The 19,391-nt window shown below is 43.1% G+C and carries 21 protein-coding genes; 1 reads left to right on the forward strand and 20 read right to left on the reverse strand.

From position 1 onward, the window contains the following. Positions 1-2: 2 nt before the first annotated feature. From glmU to mioC, 15 genes are all read right to left on the reverse strand, one after another. Complete coding sequence (gene glmU, locus ACRRS0_RS22875) at positions 3-1,364, reverse strand: bifunctional UDP-N-acetylglucosamine diphosphorylase/glucosamine-1-phosphate N-acetyltransferase GlmU (protein WP_432456119.1); 1,362 nt, start codon at positions 1,362-1,364, stop codon at positions 3-5. A 157-nt stretch (positions 1,365-1,521) separates the two neighbouring features. Next, positions 1,522-1,947: a F0F1 ATP synthase subunit epsilon gene (locus ACRRS0_RS22880; RefSeq protein WP_432455286.1), complete on the reverse strand. Its 426-nt coding sequence runs from the start codon at positions 1,945-1,947 to the stop codon at positions 1,522-1,524. Between the two features lie 31 nt (positions 1,948-1,978). Beyond that, positions 1,979-3,355: a F0F1 ATP synthase subunit beta gene (gene atpD, locus ACRRS0_RS22885; RefSeq protein ID WP_432455285.1), complete on the reverse strand. Its 1,377-nt coding sequence runs from the start codon at positions 3,353-3,355 to the stop codon at positions 1,979-1,981. A 35-nt stretch (positions 3,356-3,390) separates the two neighbouring features. After that, complete coding sequence (gene atpG / locus ACRRS0_RS22890; RefSeq protein WP_432455284.1) at positions 3,391-4,254, reverse strand: F0F1 ATP synthase subunit gamma; 864 nt, start codon at positions 4,252-4,254, stop codon at positions 3,391-3,393. 29 nt (positions 4,255-4,283) lie between these two features. After that, positions 4,284-5,825, reverse strand: coding sequence for a F0F1 ATP synthase subunit alpha (atpA, locus tag ACRRS0_RS22895; RefSeq protein ID WP_432455283.1), 1,542 nt, complete (start codon positions 5,823-5,825; stop codon positions 4,284-4,286). 14 nt (positions 5,826-5,839) lie between these two features. Next, on the reverse strand, positions 5,840-6,370 hold the full coding sequence (gene atpH / locus ACRRS0_RS22900) for a F0F1 ATP synthase subunit delta (RefSeq protein ID WP_432455282.1): 531 nt from the start codon (positions 6,368-6,370) through the stop codon (positions 5,840-5,842). 20 nt (positions 6,371-6,390) lie between these two features. After that, the gene (gene atpF, locus ACRRS0_RS22905) at positions 6,391-6,864 is read right to left on the reverse strand and encodes a F0F1 ATP synthase subunit B (protein ID WP_432455281.1); all 474 of its coding nucleotides are present in this window, start codon (positions 6,862-6,864) and stop codon (positions 6,391-6,393) included. 33 nt (positions 6,865-6,897) lie between these two features. After that, on the reverse strand, positions 6,898-7,152 hold the full coding sequence (gene atpE, locus ACRRS0_RS22910; RefSeq protein WP_432455280.1) for a F0F1 ATP synthase subunit C: 255 nt from the start codon (positions 7,150-7,152) through the stop codon (positions 6,898-6,900). A 45-nt stretch (positions 7,153-7,197) separates the two neighbouring features. Then, positions 7,198-8,010, reverse strand: a complete 813-nt coding sequence (atpB, locus tag ACRRS0_RS22915; RefSeq protein ID WP_432455279.1) for a F0F1 ATP synthase subunit A — start codon at positions 8,008-8,010, stop codon at positions 7,198-7,200. Next, positions 8,000-8,404: an ATP synthase subunit I gene (locus tag ACRRS0_RS22920; protein WP_432455278.1), complete on the reverse strand. Its 405-nt coding sequence runs from the start codon at positions 8,402-8,404 to the stop codon at positions 8,000-8,002. The genes atpB and ACRRS0_RS22920 overlap by 11 nt, the downstream gene beginning before the upstream one ends. A 283-nt stretch (positions 8,405-8,687) precedes the next feature. Further along, a complete protein-coding gene (locus ACRRS0_RS22925) occupies positions 8,688-9,608 on the reverse strand; it encodes a ParB/RepB/Spo0J family partition protein (protein WP_432455277.1) in 921 nt (306 codons plus the stop codon). A 17-nt stretch (positions 9,609-9,625) separates the two neighbouring features. Continuing rightward, a complete protein-coding gene (locus tag ACRRS0_RS22930; RefSeq protein ID WP_432455276.1) occupies positions 9,626-10,417 on the reverse strand; it encodes a ParA family protein in 792 nt (263 codons plus the stop codon). Positions 10,418-10,428: 11 nt separating this feature from the next. Then, a complete protein-coding gene (gene rsmG, locus ACRRS0_RS22935) occupies positions 10,429-11,055 on the reverse strand; it encodes a 16S rRNA (guanine(527)-N(7))-methyltransferase RsmG (protein WP_432455275.1) in 627 nt (208 codons plus the stop codon). Between the two features lie 9 nt (positions 11,056-11,064). Next, positions 11,065-12,954, reverse strand: a complete 1,890-nt coding sequence (mnmG, locus tag ACRRS0_RS22940; RefSeq protein WP_432455274.1) for a tRNA uridine-5-carboxymethylaminomethyl(34) synthesis enzyme MnmG — start codon at positions 12,952-12,954, stop codon at positions 11,065-11,067. A gap of 373 nt (positions 12,955-13,327) precedes the next feature. Then, positions 13,328-13,765: an FMN-binding protein MioC gene (gene mioC, locus ACRRS0_RS22945; RefSeq protein ID WP_432455273.1), complete on the reverse strand. Its 438-nt coding sequence runs from the start codon at positions 13,763-13,765 to the stop codon at positions 13,328-13,330. Between the two features lie 354 nt (positions 13,766-14,119). Between mioC and ACRRS0_RS22950 the strand changes: the two genes are divergently transcribed. Continuing rightward, positions 14,120-14,440, forward strand: coding sequence for a heavy metal-binding domain-containing protein (locus ACRRS0_RS22950; protein WP_432455272.1), 321 nt, complete (start codon positions 14,120-14,122; stop codon positions 14,438-14,440). Between the two features lie 96 nt (positions 14,441-14,536). On the opposite strand, the gene ACRRS0_RS22955 is transcribed toward ACRRS0_RS22950, so the two are convergent. The 5 genes from ACRRS0_RS22955 to fmdA all read right to left on the reverse strand — a co-directional run bounded on the left by ACRRS0_RS22955 (position 14,537) and on the right by fmdA (position 19,390). Next, the gene (locus tag ACRRS0_RS22955; RefSeq protein WP_432455271.1) at positions 14,537-15,541 is read right to left on the reverse strand and encodes a cytochrome d ubiquinol oxidase subunit II; all 1,005 of its coding nucleotides are present in this window, start codon (positions 15,539-15,541) and stop codon (positions 14,537-14,539) included. After that, positions 15,538-16,929 carry a cytochrome ubiquinol oxidase subunit I gene (locus ACRRS0_RS22960; protein WP_432455270.1) on the reverse strand — a complete coding sequence of 464 codons (1,392 nt, stop codon included), beginning with the start codon at positions 16,927-16,929 and terminating at the stop codon, positions 15,538-15,540. The genes ACRRS0_RS22955 and ACRRS0_RS22960 overlap by 4 nt, the downstream gene beginning before the upstream one ends. A 26-nt stretch (positions 16,930-16,955) precedes the next feature. After that, positions 16,956-17,519: a GbsR/MarR family transcriptional regulator gene (locus tag ACRRS0_RS22965; RefSeq protein ID WP_432455269.1), complete on the reverse strand. Its 564-nt coding sequence runs from the start codon at positions 17,517-17,519 to the stop codon at positions 16,956-16,958. A 266-nt stretch (positions 17,520-17,785) separates the two neighbouring features. Continuing rightward, on the reverse strand, positions 17,786-18,142 hold the full coding sequence (locus ACRRS0_RS22970) for an FmdB family zinc ribbon protein (RefSeq protein WP_432455268.1): 357 nt from the start codon (positions 18,140-18,142) through the stop codon (positions 17,786-17,788). A 12-nt stretch (positions 18,143-18,154) separates the two neighbouring features. Beyond that, positions 18,155-19,390 carry a formamidase gene (gene fmdA / locus ACRRS0_RS22975; protein WP_432455267.1) on the reverse strand — a complete coding sequence of 412 codons (1,236 nt, stop codon included), beginning with the start codon at positions 19,388-19,390 and terminating at the stop codon, positions 18,155-18,157. Position 19,391 lies beyond the last annotated feature (1 nt).

The raw sequence follows: 19,391 nt of genomic DNA on the forward strand, positions 1-19,391 counted from the left end.
AGTCAGGCTTTTTTCACTGGCCGCTGCCAACCAGAAATAGTTCGTTGTTTGGTTCGAGAAAGAGCCAGCATTTCAGCATCTACATTACAGGTAATGGTTGAACCTGCACCAATGGTGGCATTTTTACCCACCGTAACCGGTGCAACTAACTGGGTATCACTGCCAATGAAGGCACCATCTTCAATAATTGTTTGAAACTTATTCACGCCATCATAATTACAGGTAATTGTCCCTGCACCAATATTCACACCAGCGCCAACAATGGTATCCCCAAGATAAGTTAAATGCCCAGCCTTGGAACCTTGACCTAAGGTTGATTTTTTCATTTCAACAAAATTACCAACATGCGCATCTTGTTTTAATTTTGCACCAGGACGTAGCCGCGCAAATGGTCCCGCCGAAGCATCTTCGGCAAGGCTCGCTTGCTCAATAATACTGTTGGCTTTAATGGTGACGTTATCACCGATTTCACAATCAATTAAAATACAATTTGACTCAATGGTGACATTGTTCCCCAGGCTCACTTTACCCTTGATAATCACATTAATATCGATGAAGCAATCATGACCCATGCTCAATTCACCCCGCAAATCAAATCGATTGGCATCGGCCAAACTAAGACCTTCAGCTAATAAACGCTCCGCTTGAGCAAACTGATAAGCCCGCTCTAAACGATTCAGCTGTACCCGATCATTTACCCCTTGAACTTCAACTTCAGAGTCTGGTTGTACCGCTTGTACCAAATGTCCTTCTTGAGTCGCCATTTCGATAATATCAGTCACATAGTACTCACCTTGCGCATTATCATTACTCAATTGCGCTAACCAACGATTAAAGTCATCGCTATTAGCAACTAACACACCAGTGTTCACCTCAGTAATCTCCAGCTGCTCTGGGCTGGCATCTTTATGTTCAACAATCGCGGTAACACTTCCATTTTGCCGAACAATTCGACCATAGCCAGTGGGGTCGGCAAGATCCACCGTTAATAAGCCAATTCCGCCTTTTGGCAGAGCTTCAATTAAACGTTGGATGGTTTGTTGGCTAATCAGCGGAGTATCACCATATAACATCACCACCGCCTGGTTGGCGGCAAAATGCGGCGCTGCCTGCTGCATCGCATGACCAGTTCCTAACTGTTCTGCCTGCTCCACCCAATTTAGCTGAGGATCTTGGATCTGCTGTTGAATCAACTCACCACCATGACCATAGATTAAATGAATCGTTTGCGGCTCTAGTTGTTTAGCGGTATCAATAACATGTTGTACCATTGGTTTATCAGCAAGTTTATGCAAAACCTTAGGCAAGCTTGAGCGCATCCGTGTGCCTTTTCCTGCGGCTAATATCACTACACTAAAATTCATCATCTATCCTTCATAACGGTAAGCTTTGCTCAATTTAAACGAGTCTTTTCAAAAGTAGTGTAAGCCAAACCACTTTACTTTGGAATTCACCCTTGATATTGCATCTTTAAAATACAAAAAAGGCGCTCAATGAGCGCCTTTTTATACTTAAACTAAACTATCTAACGTTTTTACCGAGAATTTCGATAACCCGTAATTGCGCCATTGCTTTGGCTAATTCAACCTGCGCTTTGGCAAAATCGATATCGCTGCTAGGATTGCTAATGCTTTCCTCTGCCGCGTGTTTAGCTTGTTGGGCCTTGGCTTTATCGAGTTCGCTGCCTCGAATCGCGGTATCAGCTAAGACGATCACGTTTCCTGGTTGTACTTCCAAAAAACCACCCGAGATATAAATGACCTCTTCGTGTCCGTGCTGTTTTACCATGCGAACCATACCAGGCTTAATTGGAGTCAGTAATGGGGCGTGACCAAACATCACCCCTAACTCACCCTCTTCACCGGTTACTCGTAAGTGTTCGACGCGACCAGAAAAAATTTTCTTTTCCGCGCTTACCACATCCAAGTGAACTGTCATCGCTGCCATTTTAGCCTCCTGTTACGCCAATTGGCGATGCTTACATATTTTTGGCGCGCTCAAGCACGTCATCAATATCGCCAGCATACAAGAACGCTTGCTCTGGGATATCATCGTAATCGCCAGCCAATAGGCCTTTAAAGCTACGAATCGTATCTTTAAGCGGAATAAGCTTACCCGGGTTACCGGTAAATACTTCGGCTACGTGATAATCTTGCGTTAAGAATTTTTCAATTTTACGCGCTCGAGCTACGGTCTGTTTGTCTTCTTCAGACAATTCGTCCATACCTAGAATTGCAATAATATCTTTTAATTCTTTATAGCGTTGCAGTACACCTTGCACGCCACGAGCAACTTCATAGTGCTCTTGACCAACCACTAAAGGATCTAACTGACGAGAGTTTGAATCCAATGGGTCAATCGCAGGGTACAGACCCATGGCCGCAATGCTACGGTTGAGTGTCACCGTTGCATCCAAGTGAGCAAAGGTGGTAGCAGGCGATGGATCGGTCAAGTCATCCGCAGGTACATAAACCGCTTGGATCGAAGTAATCGAACCAGTCTTGGTTGATGTAATACGCTCTTGAAGAACACCCATTTCTTCCGCCAAAGTAGGCTGATAACCTACCGCAGAAGGCATACGACCCAGCAATGCAGATACTTCGGTACCGGCTAGGGTATAACGGTAAATGTTGTCAATAAACAACAGTACGTCTTTCCCTTCGTCACGGAACTTCTCAGCCATCGTTAGACCAGTTAACGCAACCCGTAGGCGGTTTCCTGGTGGCTCGTTCATCTGACCATAAACCATGGCTACTTTATCAAGTACCCCGGCTTCTTCCATCTCGTAGTAGAAGTCATTACCTTCACGAGTCCGCTCACCAACACCAGCAAACACAGATAAACCTGAGTGTGCTTTAGCAATGTTGTTGATTAACTCCATCATGTTTACGGTTTTACCGACACCGGCACCGCCAAACAGACCAATTTTACCACCCTTAGCGAATGGACAAATTAAGTCGATAACTTTTACGCCGGTTTCTAATAATTCATTAGAACTTGACTGCTCTTCGTAACTAGGAGCAGCTCGGTGAATTCTGTAGCGCTCTTCTGTCGCAACTTCACCTTTACCGTCGATGGTATGACCAAGAACGTTCATAATACGACCTAAGGTGGCTTCACCTACAGGTACTTTAATCGCGTCACCAGTATCAACCACTTCTAGGCCGCGGCGAATACCTTCCGATGCACCCATACAGATACAACGTACTACGCCACCACCAATTTGCTGTTGAACTTCAAGGACTAAGTCTTCACCTTGAACTTCTAGAGCATTGTATACCTTCGGTACACTGTCATGTGGAAATTCAACGTCCACAACAGCGCCAATTACTTGGACGATGTTACCGTTACTCATGTTGATTCCTCTAAATATTGTGCTTATGCCTTGCCTTAAACGGCTGCAGCCCCCGCAGAAATTTCAGTCAATTCTTGAGTAATTGCTGCTTGACGTTCTTTGTTGTAAATCAACTGTAGTTCGTCAATCAGGTTACCCGAGTTATCGGTTGCCGCTTTCATTGCAACCATTCGTGCAGCTTGTTCACAGGCGAGGTTTTCAACCACCGCTTGATAAACTTGAGACTCGATATAACGAACCAACAAACCGTCGAGAATTTCTTCGGCGCCTGGCTCATATAAATAGTCCCAACTGCGAGACGCAATTTCTGGGTCATCTGCTTTAGGCAGCGGCAATAATTGGTCAATTTTGGGCTCTTGCACCATGGTATTAACAAACTTGTTATATACCACATAGATGCGATCTAACTTACCTTCGTTGTAAGCTTCAAGCATCACTTGTACGGTACCGACCAACTCATCGACAGTTGGGTGATCGCCCAAACCTGAGTTTTGAGCCAATACATTCCCACCATGGCTGTTAAAGAAAGAAGTTGCTTTACCGCCAATAACGGCCAAATCAGCACTCACACCTTTCTCTTTCCACTGCTTAATCTCAGTAACGGCATTCTTAAACAAGTTAATGTTTAAGCCGCCACAAAGACCACGGTCTGTAGACACCACGATATAACCAACACGTTTGGTTTCTCTTTCTATAACATAAGGATGTTTATATTCGAGTTTACCTAACGCGATATGACCAATAACTTTGCGCATAGCTACTGCGTAAGGTCGGCTACCTCGCATGCTGTCTTGAGAACGACGCATTTTACTAGCAGCAACCATTTCCATCGCTTTGGTAATTTTTTGAGTGTTTTTAACACTGGCAATCTTACCTTTAATTTCTTTAGCGCCGGCCATATCTATTCGCTCCTATTCGTCAGCTTAGATTACCAAGTTTGAGTCGATTTAAAGCTTTCAATTAATGACTTAATTGAAGCATCGATTTCATCGTTGTAATCGCCTTTCTGGTTAATAGACGCCAATAGATCGGCATATTCATTGTTGGCATAAGCTAACAATGCGCCTTCAAAATCAACAATCTTATTGATTTCAATATCAGCCAAGAAACCTTTCTCTGCAGCATATAAACCTAAGGCTTGCTCAGCAACAGTCAATGGGCTGAATTGCTTCTGCTTCATTAACTCAGTTACTTTCTGACCATGGTCTAACTGCTTACGCGTTGCATCATCTAAATCAGATGCAAACTGAGCAAAGGCTGCTAGTTCACGATACTGTGCAAGCGCAGTACGAATACCACCTGACAGTTTCTTGATAATCTTAGTTTGTGCTGCACCACCCACACGAGATACCGAAATACCAGGATCAACCGCCGGACGAGTACCAGAGTTGAATAGCTGGCCAGTCAAGAAGATTTGTCCATCGGTAATCGAAATTACGTTGGTTGGTACGAAGGCTGATACGTCACCGGCTTGAGTTTCAATAATCGGCAAAGCCGTTAATGAACCCGATTGACCTTTAACTTCACCTTTAGTGAACTCTTCCACATATTTTTCATTAACCTGAGCTGCGCGCTCTAGCAAACGAGAGTGTAGATAGAATACATCACCAGGATAAGCTTCACGGCCAGGTGGACGACGCAATAACAATGAAATTTGACGATAAGCAACCGCTTGTTTCGACAAATCATCATAGATGATCAAAGCATCTTCACCGCGATCTCGGTAGTATTCACCCATTGCACAACCTGCATAAGGTGCTAGGTATTGTAATGCAGCTGAATCAGACGCTGAGGCTGCAACAATGGTAGTGTATTCCATGGCGCCAAACTCTTCTAACTTACGCACAACGTTAGAGATAGTTGAAGCTTTTTGGCCAATCGCCACATAAACACATTTAATACCGGAGTGTTTTTGGTTAATGATGGCATCAACCGCAATTGCCGTTTTACCAATTTGACGGTCACCAATGATCAATTCACGTTGACCACGACCAATTGGGATCATTGAATCAATCGCTTTAATACCAGTTTGAACTGGTTTATCGACCGACTTACGTTCCATCACCCCAGGTGCAATCACTTCGATAGGTGAGAATCCATCATGTTCGACAGGTCCTTTACCATCAATTGGTTCACCTAGTGTATTCAGGACTCGTCCTTGTAGGCCACGACCTACAGGTACTTCCAAAATACGACCAGAACTTTTAACTTTGTCACCTTCTGCTAAATCAGCATAAGGTCCCATCACAACCGCACCTACAGAGTCACGCTCTAGGTTTAATGCGATGGCATAACGACTACCAGGAAGCTCAATCATTTCGCCTTGCATTACATCAGCAAGACCATTAATACGAATAATACCGTCACTAACAGATACGATAGTACCTTCGTTACGAGCTTCACTGACAACTTCGAACTGTTCAATACGTTGCTTGATCAGATCGCTTATTTCAGTGGAATTCAGTTGCATGCTCTATTCCCCAATTACGCTTGTAGTGTATTAGATAGTTTTGCCAATTGCCCTTTTACGGAGCCATCAATCACCAGATCACCAGCTTGAATATACAAGCCAGCCAACAGTGAGGCATCGACACTACAGTTAAGCTTCACTTTGCGCGACAAGCGCTGCTCTAAGGAAGCACTAATTTGCGCTTGCTGCGCGGCATCTAACTCAGAAGCAGAAACAACCTCGGCGGTTATCTCTTTAGCCAATTCGGCTTTATATCCTAAGAACAGCGCTAACACAGCAGGCAACGCCTGTAAACGGCCATTTTGTGCCATTAACTTCAAGAAGTTAAGGCCATGCTCATCAAGCTGCCCAGCACAAACAGTGGTAAATAAATCTACCAAGGTCTCTACCGATTGCCTTTTTAACTGAACAGATACATGTTCATTCACCGCCACTTCGGCGACAAAAGCTAACATATTCGTCCACTCTTCTAAGGCTTTATGCTCAATGGCAAAATCAAACGCAGCTTTAGCGTAGGGACGAGCAATGGTGGTTAAATCAGCCATAAGCTCTACCTTTTATCCCTTTATTTCAGCTCAGCGACTAGTTTGTCAACAATCTGCTTGCTAACTTCTTTGTCGATAGAATGCTGAATAATTTTTTCAGCACCAGCGATGGCTAAAGCAGCCACTTGCGCACGTAATTCTTCACGAGCACGATTGCGTTCAGCTTCAACTTCAGCGTTTCCATGAGCGATAATTTTCTCACGCTCAACGTTAGCCAACTCTTTTGCTTCGTCGATAATTTGAACTTTACGTTTGTTAGCTCTGTCGATAATACCTGCGGCCTCAACCTTTGCTTCTTTCATTTGTTCAGAAGCATTAGCTTGCGCTAATTTAAGATCTTTACCCGCACGATCAGCATCAGCTAATCCATCCGCAATTTTCTTCTGACGAGCTTCAATCGCATCAATTAATGGCGGCCATACGTATTTAACGCAAAACCAACAAAAAAATGCGAATGCGATCGCTTGTCCAAGTAATGTTGCATTGATATTCACAACGACACCTCCCTAAGTTAAGGAATCGAAGGATTAACCCAATAAGCCAATAAACGGGTTAGCGAAAACGAAGAATAGCGCGATACCTACACCAATCATTGCGATCGCATCAAGAAGACCGGCAACAATAAACATTTTGGTTTGTAGGGTAGACGCTAGCTCAGGTTGACGAGCCGCTGCTTCAAGGAATTTACCACCAAGCAGACCAAAACCAATCGCAGTACCCAAAGCACCTAAACCGATTAGTAGTGCAGCCGCTATAGCAGTTAAACCAACAACAGTTTCCATAATTATCTCCAATATATATGTGTTAGGTAGTTCTAATTTAATTAATTAATGATCTTCATGAGCCAAAGCTAAGTAAACAATGGTTAGCATCATGAAAATAAACGCTTGAAGCACAATGATCAAAATATGGAATATTGCCCATGGAACTGACAAAGCCCACTGAGCCCAAAATGGAACAAGGGCGGCAATAATAATAAAGATCAATTCACCCGCATACAGGTTACCGAACAAACGCAGCGCCAGCGAAAATGGCTTAGCCAACAAAGTGACCGATTCCAATAAAAAGTTAAAAGGAATAAAAGCCCAGTGATTAAATGGTTGTAAAGTAAGTTCTTTTACAAATCCACTCACACCTTTCACTTTAATACTGTAAAAAAGTATCAATACAAACACTACCAAGGCCATGCCAAGAGTAATGTTTAAATCAGTAGTGGGTACAATTTTAGAGTATGGTATGCCTGCTTGAGCGGCGGCTTGAGGAAGAAAATCAACAGGGATTAAGTCCATCAGGTTCATGAGGAAAACCCAAACGAAGATGGTTAAACCAATTGGCGCAATGACTTTATCGCTACGATGAAAAGCATCTCGTACCGAGCCATCAACAAATTCCACGAGAATTTCGATAAAACATTGAAACTTTCCGGGAACGCCAGATGTTGCTTTTTGTCCCGTTCTATAAAAAACAAATAAGAACAGAACCCCCAAGACAACTGATATTAGGAGTGAATCAACGTTAAATGTCCAGAACCCTGCTTCATGACACCCATGGTTAAACGCGAGGCCACCAGTTTCGGCCACGCACATTTGTGCATTAGTCAGGTGATGCTGGATATAACCTGTAACAGATTCAGCAGCCATTTATCATCCTATTTTTCTTAGTCAAAAAAATAGAGGCGGTCCATTGCGTTAAACTACTGAGAACAAAACCGAGCAGTAGAGCGAGGGGCTCCACCTTAAGCAGGGTAAAGACCAGTACAAACAATATGGCAATAAGAGATAGTTTTACGACTTCCCCTAGATAAAAACTTGTTACTACTTGTTTTTGCTTAGTTGCACCGACAAACCGAAACGCCATCAGCGTAAATAAGCTATTGGGTAGTAAGAAGATTATACCTCCGAGTAACACAGAAATAGCAATATCCTTATTAAAAAAGAAACCACTGTTTAGCGTTAGTAATACGACAAAACTCGTCTGAAAAATAACATAATAAAGCGCCTTGCGACGAATTGCAGATGTTAAAGAACCAGACATTCTCGACCTCTACTAGTGTTTTACGTTAAACCTAAAGCCCAGACTAGGGCGAATAGGCTTGCTAAAAAGCCTAATGATTATACGTTGAAAGTCTGGTTTTGCAATCAGAAGCCGCGTTCAATTCACTAATTCGTAACAGCTTATATAAACAAAATATGGTTATTGTTAATTTTTATGTTACAAACCAGATAGTTTGGTCAGCTAAAGGTGAAATATAGTGTTTTAAATATGCAACATAGGTAACCAAGATCAAAGACTTGTGGCACAAATTAGTTTATAAAAACTAAAGTGTTTCATCCGAGTCGATGAAAAGCCCCAAAATAGCATCTAACTCATCTAAGCTAGCATAGTCGATCACTAGTTTTCCTTGGCCTTTTTTATTTTGCTGGATCTTTACCCCTGCCCCCAAACGCTCACTAATTCGTTGTTCTAAAAGACTAATATCGGGATCGACCTTAGCAGGTGCCTTTGGTTCTTTGGGATTGAGAACCGCCTTCACTAATTTTTCTGTATCACGAACTGTTAAACCTTTAGCAGCAACACTACGCGCGGTTTCAGCCTGAACTTCTCCCGTTAAGGCTAATAGCGCACGAGCATGGCCCATTTCTATATCGCCATGCTCTAACAGAATTTTCACATCGGCATCGAGACTATTTAAACGTAATAAATTGGTCACTGTGGTACGAGATTTACCAACCGCATCAGCCACTTGTTGATGAGTCAGTTCAAACTCATTCATTAAACGGTCTAAGGCCACCGCTTCTTCCATAGCATTCAGATCTTCACGTTGAATATTTTCAATTAAGGAAATAGCAACCGCGTTTTCATCACTCACATTTTTAATTAAACATGGAACTTCATGTAAATGAATTTGTTGCGAGGCTCGCCAGCGGCGCTCACCGGCGATAATTTCAAACTGATTGTCACCGACTGCACGAACTACAATCGGTTGAATCACCCCTTGCGCTTCGATGGAATGCGCTAATTCTTCCAGGGCTTCCGCTGACATATCTTTACGAGGTTGATATTTACCTGGCCGCAACAATTCGATGGGTAAACGACGTAAATCACCACGATTATCATCGACAGTTTGTTGGTTAGTATCGGCTTTCGTATCTTCTTCAACCTGACGTTGACGAGCATTATTACTGGTACTTAGTAATAAATCTAAACCTTTACCTAAACCGCGTTTTCTCGCTGACATGTCTTTATCCATACTCATTAATCCAGGGCCATCGTTTGTGCTTCTTCTTCATGGCGACGAATAATCTCTCCGGCCAATGCAAGGTAAGCCTTAGAACCACTTGATGTTTTATCATAATACATGGCTGGTTTACCAAAGCTAGGCGCTTCGGCTAAACGTACGTTTCGAGGGATCACTGTACGGTAAACTTTTTTACCAAAATGTTGTTTAAGCTGATCACTAACATCAGAACCTAAGCGATTACGTGGATCAAACATGGTACGTAGAATACCTTCTACTTTTAAATCAGGATTCACTACCGAGGCCAACTTACTGATAGTGTCAACCAGGGCAGTTAAACCTTCTAATGCGTAATATTCGCATTGCATTGGGACTAATACTGAATCAGCAGCTGCCATTGCATTCACGGTGAGCATGTTTAATGAAGGCGGACAATCGATAAAAATATAGTCGTAATAATCACGCACAGGAGCTAATGCATTACGTAAACGGACTTCCCGGGCAAAAAATTCCATGAGTTTAATTTCAGTGGCGGTCACATCTGAATTCGCGGCAATTAAATCGAAAAAACCACTGGTTTCTTTAATTACGACCTGTTCGATCGGCTCTTCGTCAATCAACAATTCATAGGCTGTTTTTGGTGCATCATATTTATCAACACCGCTGCCCATGGTTGCATTGCCTTGTGGGTCAAGGTCGATTAACAATACTTTACGTTTAGTGGCTGCCATTGAGGCTGCTAAATTCACGCTAGTGGTTGTTTTCCCTACGCCACCTTTTTGGTTGGCTACCGCAATCACTCTACCCACAATATTTTCGCCTAAGAATTGGTTTTATCAATAATAACTAGATGTCGCTGACCTTCAAGTTCGGGAACCGTTAAACTTTCAATACGGTGTAAATGGCAACCTTCAGGTAAACTTTCTAGCTCTTGTTCGGGCACTAAGCCCTTTAAGGCATAGAATTTACCATTATTTGCAGGTAAGTGAGAACACCAGTTCAACATATCGTGCAAAGAAGCAAAGGCTCTGCTTATTACACCATCAAATTCTAGGTTTTGTTGATAATTTTCGACCCGGCTTTGCACCGCAGTCACATTTTTTAGCTTCAGTAAATGGCATACCTGACGAATAAAGGTGATTCGCTTACCTAAACTGTCGAGTAAAACAAACTGCTTATCTGGATTAATGATTGCTAAGGGTAAGCCAGGTAATCCCGGACCGGTCCCTACATCAATAAAGCGTTTCCCCTGTAAGTGAGGACTAACCACTAAACTATCTAAGATGTGTTTAACTAACATTTCCATGGGATCTCTCACTGAAGTGAGATTATAAGCCTTATTCCACTTATCGAGTTGTTCAACCAAACAAACCAATTGTTCTATTTGTAATTCTGTCAGTTGTAACTGAGTTTGGGCCAATAGGCCTACAAGACGTGATTTTAGCACCCGATCATCCTAAGCCGACTTACGCGCTAAGTCGTGTTTTTTCAAATAAACTAATAATAATGAAACCGCCGCCGGTGTAACCCCCGAAATTCGCGCTGCTTTGCCAATGGTTTCAGGTCGTGCATTGGTCAATTTAGCAACAACTTCATTGGATAGCCCACTAATTTTTGAAAAATCGAGATCGAGCGGTAAAAGCGTATTTTCGTGTTTTTGGGTTTTCTTAATTTCTTCAAGTTGACGCTTGATGTATCCCGCATACTTGATTTGAATTTCTACTTGCTCGGCCGCATCTTGTTGGGCTAAACCGGGACCAAAACCTTCAATCCCCATTAATTTCTCATAACTGAGTTCAGGGCGACGGATCAATTCTTCTAAAGAATGTTCACGAGTAATCGGATTTTTCAATAAAGGGTTTAATTGATCTAATTGGATTGAATTGGTGTGTACCCAAGTATCTTTTAATCGTTGGCGTTCTAATTCAACGGCTTCCATTTTGATATTAAATAACTGCCAACGATGTTCATCAACCAAGCCGAGTTGATGGCCCTGTTCGGTTAAACGTACATCTGCATTATCTTCGCGCAATAATAAACGATATTCGGCTCGGCTGGTAAACATCCGGTAAGGTTCTTTGGTGCCTAAAGTTGCTAAGTCGTCAATTAGTACGCCCATATAAGCTTGATCGCGACGTGGCGCCCAACTATCTAAACCTTGAGCAAATAACGCAGCATTTGCGCCAGCAATTAAGCCTTGCGCACCAGCTTCTTCATAACCAGTTGTCCCATTAATTTGACCGGCAAAGAATAATCCTTTTAAGTATTTGTTTTCTAAGCTTTGTTTTAAATCTCGAGGATCAAAAAAGTCATATTCAATGGCGTATCCTGGACGGGTGATATGGGCATTTTCTAAACCTTTCATTGAATGAACTAAATCAACCTGTATATCGAAGGGTAAGCTGGTTGAGATCCCATTAGGATAAACTTCATGGGTTGTTAGCCCTTCTGGTTCAATAAAGATCTGATGAGAACTTTTATCGGCAAAACGAGTTACTTTATCTTCAATTGAAGGACAGTAACGTGGCCCTACACCTTCAATTACGCCGGTAAACATTGGGCTACGGTCAAGACCACCACGGATAATGTCATGCGTTGCTTGATTGGTATGGGTGATATAACAAGGGATCTGTTGCGGATGATCGCTGGCTTGACCAATGAACGAAAATACCGGCGTCGGATTATCACCTGGTTGAGGCTGCATGACCGAGAAGTCAATGCTACGAGCGTCAATACGAGGAGGGGTGCCGGTTTTTAGACGATCGACTCGGAGAGGTAATTCACGTAAGCGTTGTGCTAGTGCAATCGATGGTGGATCGCCTGCACGACCACCGGAGTGATGATTTAGGCCGATGTGGATCATACCACCTAAAAAAGTACCTACGGTTAACACGACACTGCGAGCACGTAAGCGCAATCCCATTTGGGTAACAACACCAACCACTTGATCGTTTTCTACGATCAAATCATCACAAGCTTGTTGGAAGATCGTCAGATTTTTTTGGTTTTCTAAGCGATGTCGGATCGCGGCTCGATAAAGCATTCGATCGGCTTGAGCACGAGTCGCTCGAACTGCTGGTCCTTTGGAAGAATTAAGTGTTCTAAATTGGATCCCGGCTAAATCGCTTGCTTGAGCCATTAAACCACCCAAGGCATCTATTTCTTTCACTAGATGGCCTTTACCAATCCCCCCAATAGCGGGATTACAAGACATTTGACCCAGAGTTTCAATGTTGTGAGTAAGTAATAAAGTGTTTTGTCCCATACGGGCTGCAGCTGCAGCAGCTTCGGTACCAGCATGACCACCACCGATTACTATTACGTCGTATTGTTGTTTATAGAACATTTCTTAATACCTCAAACCTGCCAGATCCCCAAAGGGTGCAGCATTTTACTGGTTAAGCGTCGATAAGGGAATGCTTAGATCAGAATTAGATCTATAAGGGATCTCTATAAATATATATATAAGATCTTTCTTTAAAGATCTTTTATTAGATCTACTATTAGGATCACCTTGATCTGTAGATAAGTCATTTTTTATGAATTGGATCATTCACTTAGATCAGATCAGATCTTGTTAGCAGAACCCGATCTAAACAGGGGACAAGCTGGGATCTAAAATGCTAGTTATCCACAAATAAAATCATTCAAAAGTTATCCATAGGAATAAGTGTAGTTAATTAAGAGCTAATCACTATGCTTATCCACAGGAAATAATTTTAGATCAGTTCGTTTTTCCAGCAGTTTAGCCACTCAACAGCGGGTTCTTCAGGCACAGGATCGACATCGACATCGATTTCTAAGCGATCTTTTAAGCGTTTTGCGCCTAATTTTTCCAGTTGTTGATCAAGTTCTTTTCCCGCTCCACAAAAGGTATCGTAACTACGACTGCCGATCGCGATAACAGCATAGCTAATTTCGGAAAGATCTGGCTGTTGTTCGAGTAAATATTGATAAAAGGGTTGTAAATTGTCTGGAATATCGCCAGCACCATGAGTCGAGCTACAAATAAGCCACAGCGCGTGAGGCTTTAATTCAGAAAACTCTGCATTTAGATGGATGATGACCTTATGTTGTTCACTTAATAAGGCTTCTAATTCATCGGCGACGTATTCAGCTGAACCTAAGGTTGATCCCACGATTATTTCTATATCCATTTTACATCCTGTTTATCCACAACGGTTTGGCTATTGTAACTTGATCTTTGGTTGATTAACTAGTTGCGGATTAGTTGTGAGTGAGTTGTTGATAGTTTTTATCACTTTAAAGTTATTGAACATTAGAAATAAGCGCTATAAGGGATGATCCCTTTTATTGTTTGTGGGTAAGTATTATTCACAATTTAGTGATCCTTACTTTTTATACTGTTTTAAGGAAGGTATTTGGGTGACAAATGCGGATGTTGATCTTTTAGAAAAGTGATAACAGATACCAATAGCATGCTGCATTACTCGCATCATTACGCTTTATGCTTTAGCTTTATTAAGTGGGGTCGAATGAAAGGAGGGTAAATGATCTATTCAACGACGGAAACCATTCCTGGCCGTGAAATTGAGGTCATACTTGGTATTGTTACGGGCAATGTAGTGCAGGCTAAACATATTGGTCGCGATATCATGGCGGGCCTTAAAAGTATTGTTGGAGGAGAAATTAAGGGCTATACCGAGATGCTGAGTGAAGCGCGAGACTTAGCTGTACAACGCTTAGTGGCAAGCGCTCAGCAAAAAGACGCAGATGCAGTGGTGGGGATCCGTTTTACTACGAGCGCTATCATGGATGGTTCTTCAGAAATCATGGTATTTGGTACGGCGGTGAAACTTAAGGCTGAATAGTTCGCTTGTTGGTCGTGAGTATCGATGATTTATTTGGATATAAAAATAGAGCGCCATTGGCGCTCTTTACATCATTGAAGGTATAAATTTTTATGGTTAATGGTAGTTAAGTGAGGTGGCTTTACCTCTAAACACCCAATAAGAAAACGCGGTATAGGCTAAAATAATCGGCACGACTACGACCGCACCCAGTAAAATCACGGTTAAAGATTCGGGGGCTGAAGCGGCCTGCCAAATAGTCATTTGTCCCGGAACCACATAGGGGAAGAAGCTAAAGCCAAGTGCGCTAAAACACAGCAAGAAGATTAACATGACCAGCATAAATGGTAGCCAGCAGTGGCGATCATTGGCTTTGGGTAAGCGGTTTAGCAAGATATCGTTGAAGATAAAGGCAGCGAAACATACGACCGGGATCAATAATACAAACATGACCAAGGGGAAGTCGAACCAACGATCAAATACCCCTGGATTGACCAGCGGATTCACCAGCGAAACCGCTAGAACGCCAATAAAGCAAAGTCGGCCAGTGATTTTTGCCCATCTTACCGCGCGCTGCTGTAATTCACCTTCTGTTTTCATTACCAACCACGCTGAACCTATGTAGCTATAAGCTGCGGTGACGCCAAGGCCACTGAGCAAGGCAAACAGATGAGCACTGATGCTATTTTCAAACCCCATCACATAGAGGCCTAACATATAACCTTGGGCAATGGTGGTGAGAATTGAGCCGGCTTTAAAGGTTCTATCCCAAGCGAGCTTATAATCGATGGCTGCCTTGGCTCTAAAGTCGAAGGCGACACCACGCATAATAAGTCCGATCAACATAATTGCGACCGGTATATAAAGGTGATAAAGCACGATGCTATGTGCAGCCGGAAAAGCAATCAGCAAAATGCCGATTGCTAATACCAACCAGGTTTCATTGGCATCCCAGAATGGACCAATCGAAGCTATCATGGTATCGCGTTGGGCTTCGTCGGTTTCGCCTAATGGCAGTAAAATACCAACCCCAAGATCGTAGCCATCCAAGATAGCGTAGACCAATACCGAGAGCCCCATCAGGCCAATAAAGATAATGGCTAACCAGTATGCATCAATCATACTTTGCTACTCCCTTTGTGATTCTCTAAATTTGGCTCGATATGGCTAAGACTGGCATCGGCCTGCGGTGAGCTAGTTTCAAACTCTTCTACTTTGACAGCCTTACGTGCCATCGATAATAGGGTATGGATGTAGGCCCACAACAAGAAGGCGTAAACCACTAAATACATGATTAATGAAAAACCTACATTTGCCGCAGGTAGGCTGGTGACAGCGTCTTCGGTGCGAAGTACTCCGGTGACCAACCACGGTTGGCGACCTATTTCAGTGACATACCAACCAGCGAGGGTGGCGACCCAACCACAGAAGGTGGTAGCAACTAAGATCTTTAAGGTCCAGTTAGGGAGTTTGCCTCGGCGGAGCAAGCAATAACTACTAAACCAGCTGAGGGCGATCATCAATAAGCCCATGCCGACCATGACCCGGAAGCCCCAGAACACTGGGGCTACTGGGGGATGGTTATTTTCAAACTCATTTAGCCCTTTAATTTCACCCTCTAAGTCATGGGTTAAAATGAGGCTGGCTAAATTGGGAATAGCGATGGCATATTTGTTGGTTTGGGTTTCTTTATCGGGCAATGCAAATAGCAGTAGTGGTGCGCCTTTCTCGGTATGCCAAATACCTTCCATCGCGGCAATTTTTGCTGGTTGATGTTCTAGGGTGTTTAAACCGTGAAAATCACCAACCACTGCTTGAGTTGGTGCTAACACCGCGGCCACCAGTAAACTTACTTTTAAGGTGAGTCGAGGGGCTTTTTTCACATCCCCTTTGAGGATCCGGTAAGCAGAAATACCAGCTATAAAGAAAGATGCGGTGAGTCCCGAAGCTATCAACATATGGGTGAGTCGATAGGGGAATGATGGGTTGAAAATAATCGCCAACCAATCGGTGGGGTGAGCGACGCCATCACGCATTTCAAAGCCTGCTGGGGTTTGCATCCAGGAATCCAGCGCTAAAATCCAAAATGCCGATAGGCTGGTGCCAATCGCCACCAGCACGGTGGCTAAGGTATGAATTTTATTGGGAACCCGTTTAATACCAAATAGCATGATACCGAGGAAAGTTGCTTCTAAGAAGAAGGCGGTTAGTACCTCATAGCCAAGCAGTGGTCCGGCAATATTGCCCACGGTTTCCATATAACCTGGCCAGTTGGTGCCAAATTGAAAAGACATGGTGATCCCGCTGACCACACCAATGGCGAAGGATAAGGCAAAAACCTTCACCCAAAAACGGTAGGCTCGCATCCAAATTGGCTTACCAGTCATATCGTGGCGAACTTTAAAAAATACTAAAAACCAACACATCGCAATGGTGATGGTTGGAAATAGGATGTGAAAGCTAATATTGGCTGCAAATTGCATCCTGGATAATATCAGGGCATCAAACATGGTTTGCCTCATCGAAGGTTAATAATTTACGGGTTGGTGCCAGTTCCATTGTTACCAACGATTTTGTCTTTTAATTCAATAATCTTGCTAATTCCTGAACCCATTTTCATCAAACTTTGTAGAGTCTCGGGGCTCATGTTGTTTAAGGTATTCGACCATTGCGTGATTAATTCCAACAAGTCATGGATTTCAGCCATTTTTTGTTGGGTATAGCGATCCGCTTCATTTTCTGGAGGGTCGATTAAATTAGAACGTAACAGCGACAGGGTTGGATCTACTTCTCGCTTAGTTCTTTCTTCAAATACTGTTTTAGCCATCTCCCAAATTGAACCCGCAGCGGTAAAAAACTCTCGGCGCTGGCCTGCTTGATGGCTTAATTTAACTAGGCGCCATGATTGCAGCTCTTTTAAGGCCATGCTTACATTGCCTCGGCTAATCCCAAGTTGTTCCATAATTTGTTCGGCATGCAAGGGCTGTTGGTTGATCACCAATAAGGCGAGAATTTGTCCAACGGTGCGGTTAAAGCCCCAGCGACTGCCCATTTCGCCAAAATGAAGTACAAAAGCCTGGCTCTTCTCTGATAATTGCATCGGGCCGATTCCTTATTATTGAACTTTCAGAAAACGCTGAAACCTTATATTAAAATTGATTTAAGTCAATCTTTTTGGTTTTAAATGAGTGTCTATTCTAAAATTTGCGCTGGGTTAAAGATTTTTGAGGGAAATTGTTGTTGCTGATTTTTATTTGAGGTTTTTCGGCTACTGATTTGAATCGTTGAAGAAAAACCCTAAAAGATAATTTAGGGTTTTATGCGGTTTCAGCGATTAAGTGCGAATGTTTAGTATCTTCTGCTTATTTAATGGCTGATCATCCAGGGACGCATGGAAGGAAACATTTTTTCTCCCTTGGCGGTATAAAATAGTTTTGAAGCACCTCGTTTGTGATGCTGACAGCCGCAGCCTTTTTTTAAGCGTTCAGTATTTTCTGCTCGGCTATCAATGGTTGAATGTTGCGGTTCATGTCTTGCTTGTTCGTTGCGGGCGATCGCCTGCTTGGTTTCTGCGGCCATATCTAATACTGTTGGCGGCAAAATAATTACCCTTGGTGCTAACTGATTGCACTGTGGGCAAGCGGCCGGTTTAGCGCAGTCGTCTAAGGCAGCAAGTTGGTAAAATGCGCCATGTTCGGCACATTTATAGTCATAAACAGGCATGGTTCACCTCTCTTATTTATCTAGATCTGGGGCTAAAGGCATATCGACACTGCCATCTAAATATTTTGTTGGACCTTCGGCGTTGGGTTTTATATCGAACTCGAAGATGTCGGTAGGTAACCAGAGGGTTGCGCAAGAGTTTGGCACATCGACCACGCCACTGAGATGTCCTTGTACTGGTGCTGTGCCGAGTAAAGAGTAGGCCTGAGCACCACTGTAACCAAATTTCTTCAGGTATTCGATGGCGTTTAAGCAAGCTTGACGATAGGCCACATTGGCATCTAAATAATGTTGTTTGCCATGTTCATCTACCGAGATTCCTTCGAAAATCAGATAGTCATCGTAGCGAGGTGTAATTGGACTGGGTTTAAAAATGGGGTTTTTAATCGCGTATTTTGCCATGCCATCTTTGATTAAATTGACGCGAAGATGGATCCAACCTGCCATTTCAATGGCCCCACAGAAAGTGATTTCACCATCGCCTTGGCTAAAGTGTAAATCACCCACCGATAAACCTGCATCTTTAACATAAACTGGGAAGTAGATTTTTGAGCCACGTGATAAGTCCTTAATATCACAGTTACCACCATGTTCACGGGGGGGCACGGTTCTGGCTGCTTCTTCGGCGGCGACTTTCGCCTGATCGGGTTTCATTTTTCCCATGTGAGCCGTTGGTGCATAGGGAAGGGCGGCCAGCATTGGTACCCGCTCGGGGTTGGTATCAAATAGTTCTTTTTCCCGTTTGTTCCAGACGTCTAACATCTCTTTTGAGGGTAAACAGCCAATCAGGCCCGGGTGGATTAAGCCTGCAAATTCAACTCCTGGAATGTGCCGAGACTTGGTAAACATGCCGTTGAAATCCCAGATAGATTTTTGTGCTTCAGGGAAGTGTTCATCAAGGAAGCCTCCACCATTTTGTTTCGAGAAAAAGCCGTTGAAACCCCATTGTGAATCATCAAAGGTGCCAATATCGAGAATATCAACTTCTAAGAGATCGCCAGGCTCGGCACCCGTAACCCCCACAGGACCCGATAAAAAGTGAACCTGAGATAAGTCGACATCTCGAACATCGGAAGCATCATCATTGTTTTTTATTTGCCCGCCAGTCCAGTCGATACATTCTAAAATAAAGTCGTCACCCGGTTTTACCATTGCCGCCATGGGAATATCTGGATGCCAGCGATTATGCAGTTTTTCATTGTCGTAGGCGGATTGTTTTAGATCTATTTTAATGATTGTTTGTGCCATG

It is taken from the genome of Agarivorans sp. QJM3NY_29, from assembly GCF_050870835.2.
Lineage (GTDB): Bacteria > Pseudomonadota > Gammaproteobacteria > Enterobacterales > Celerinatantimonadaceae > Agarivorans.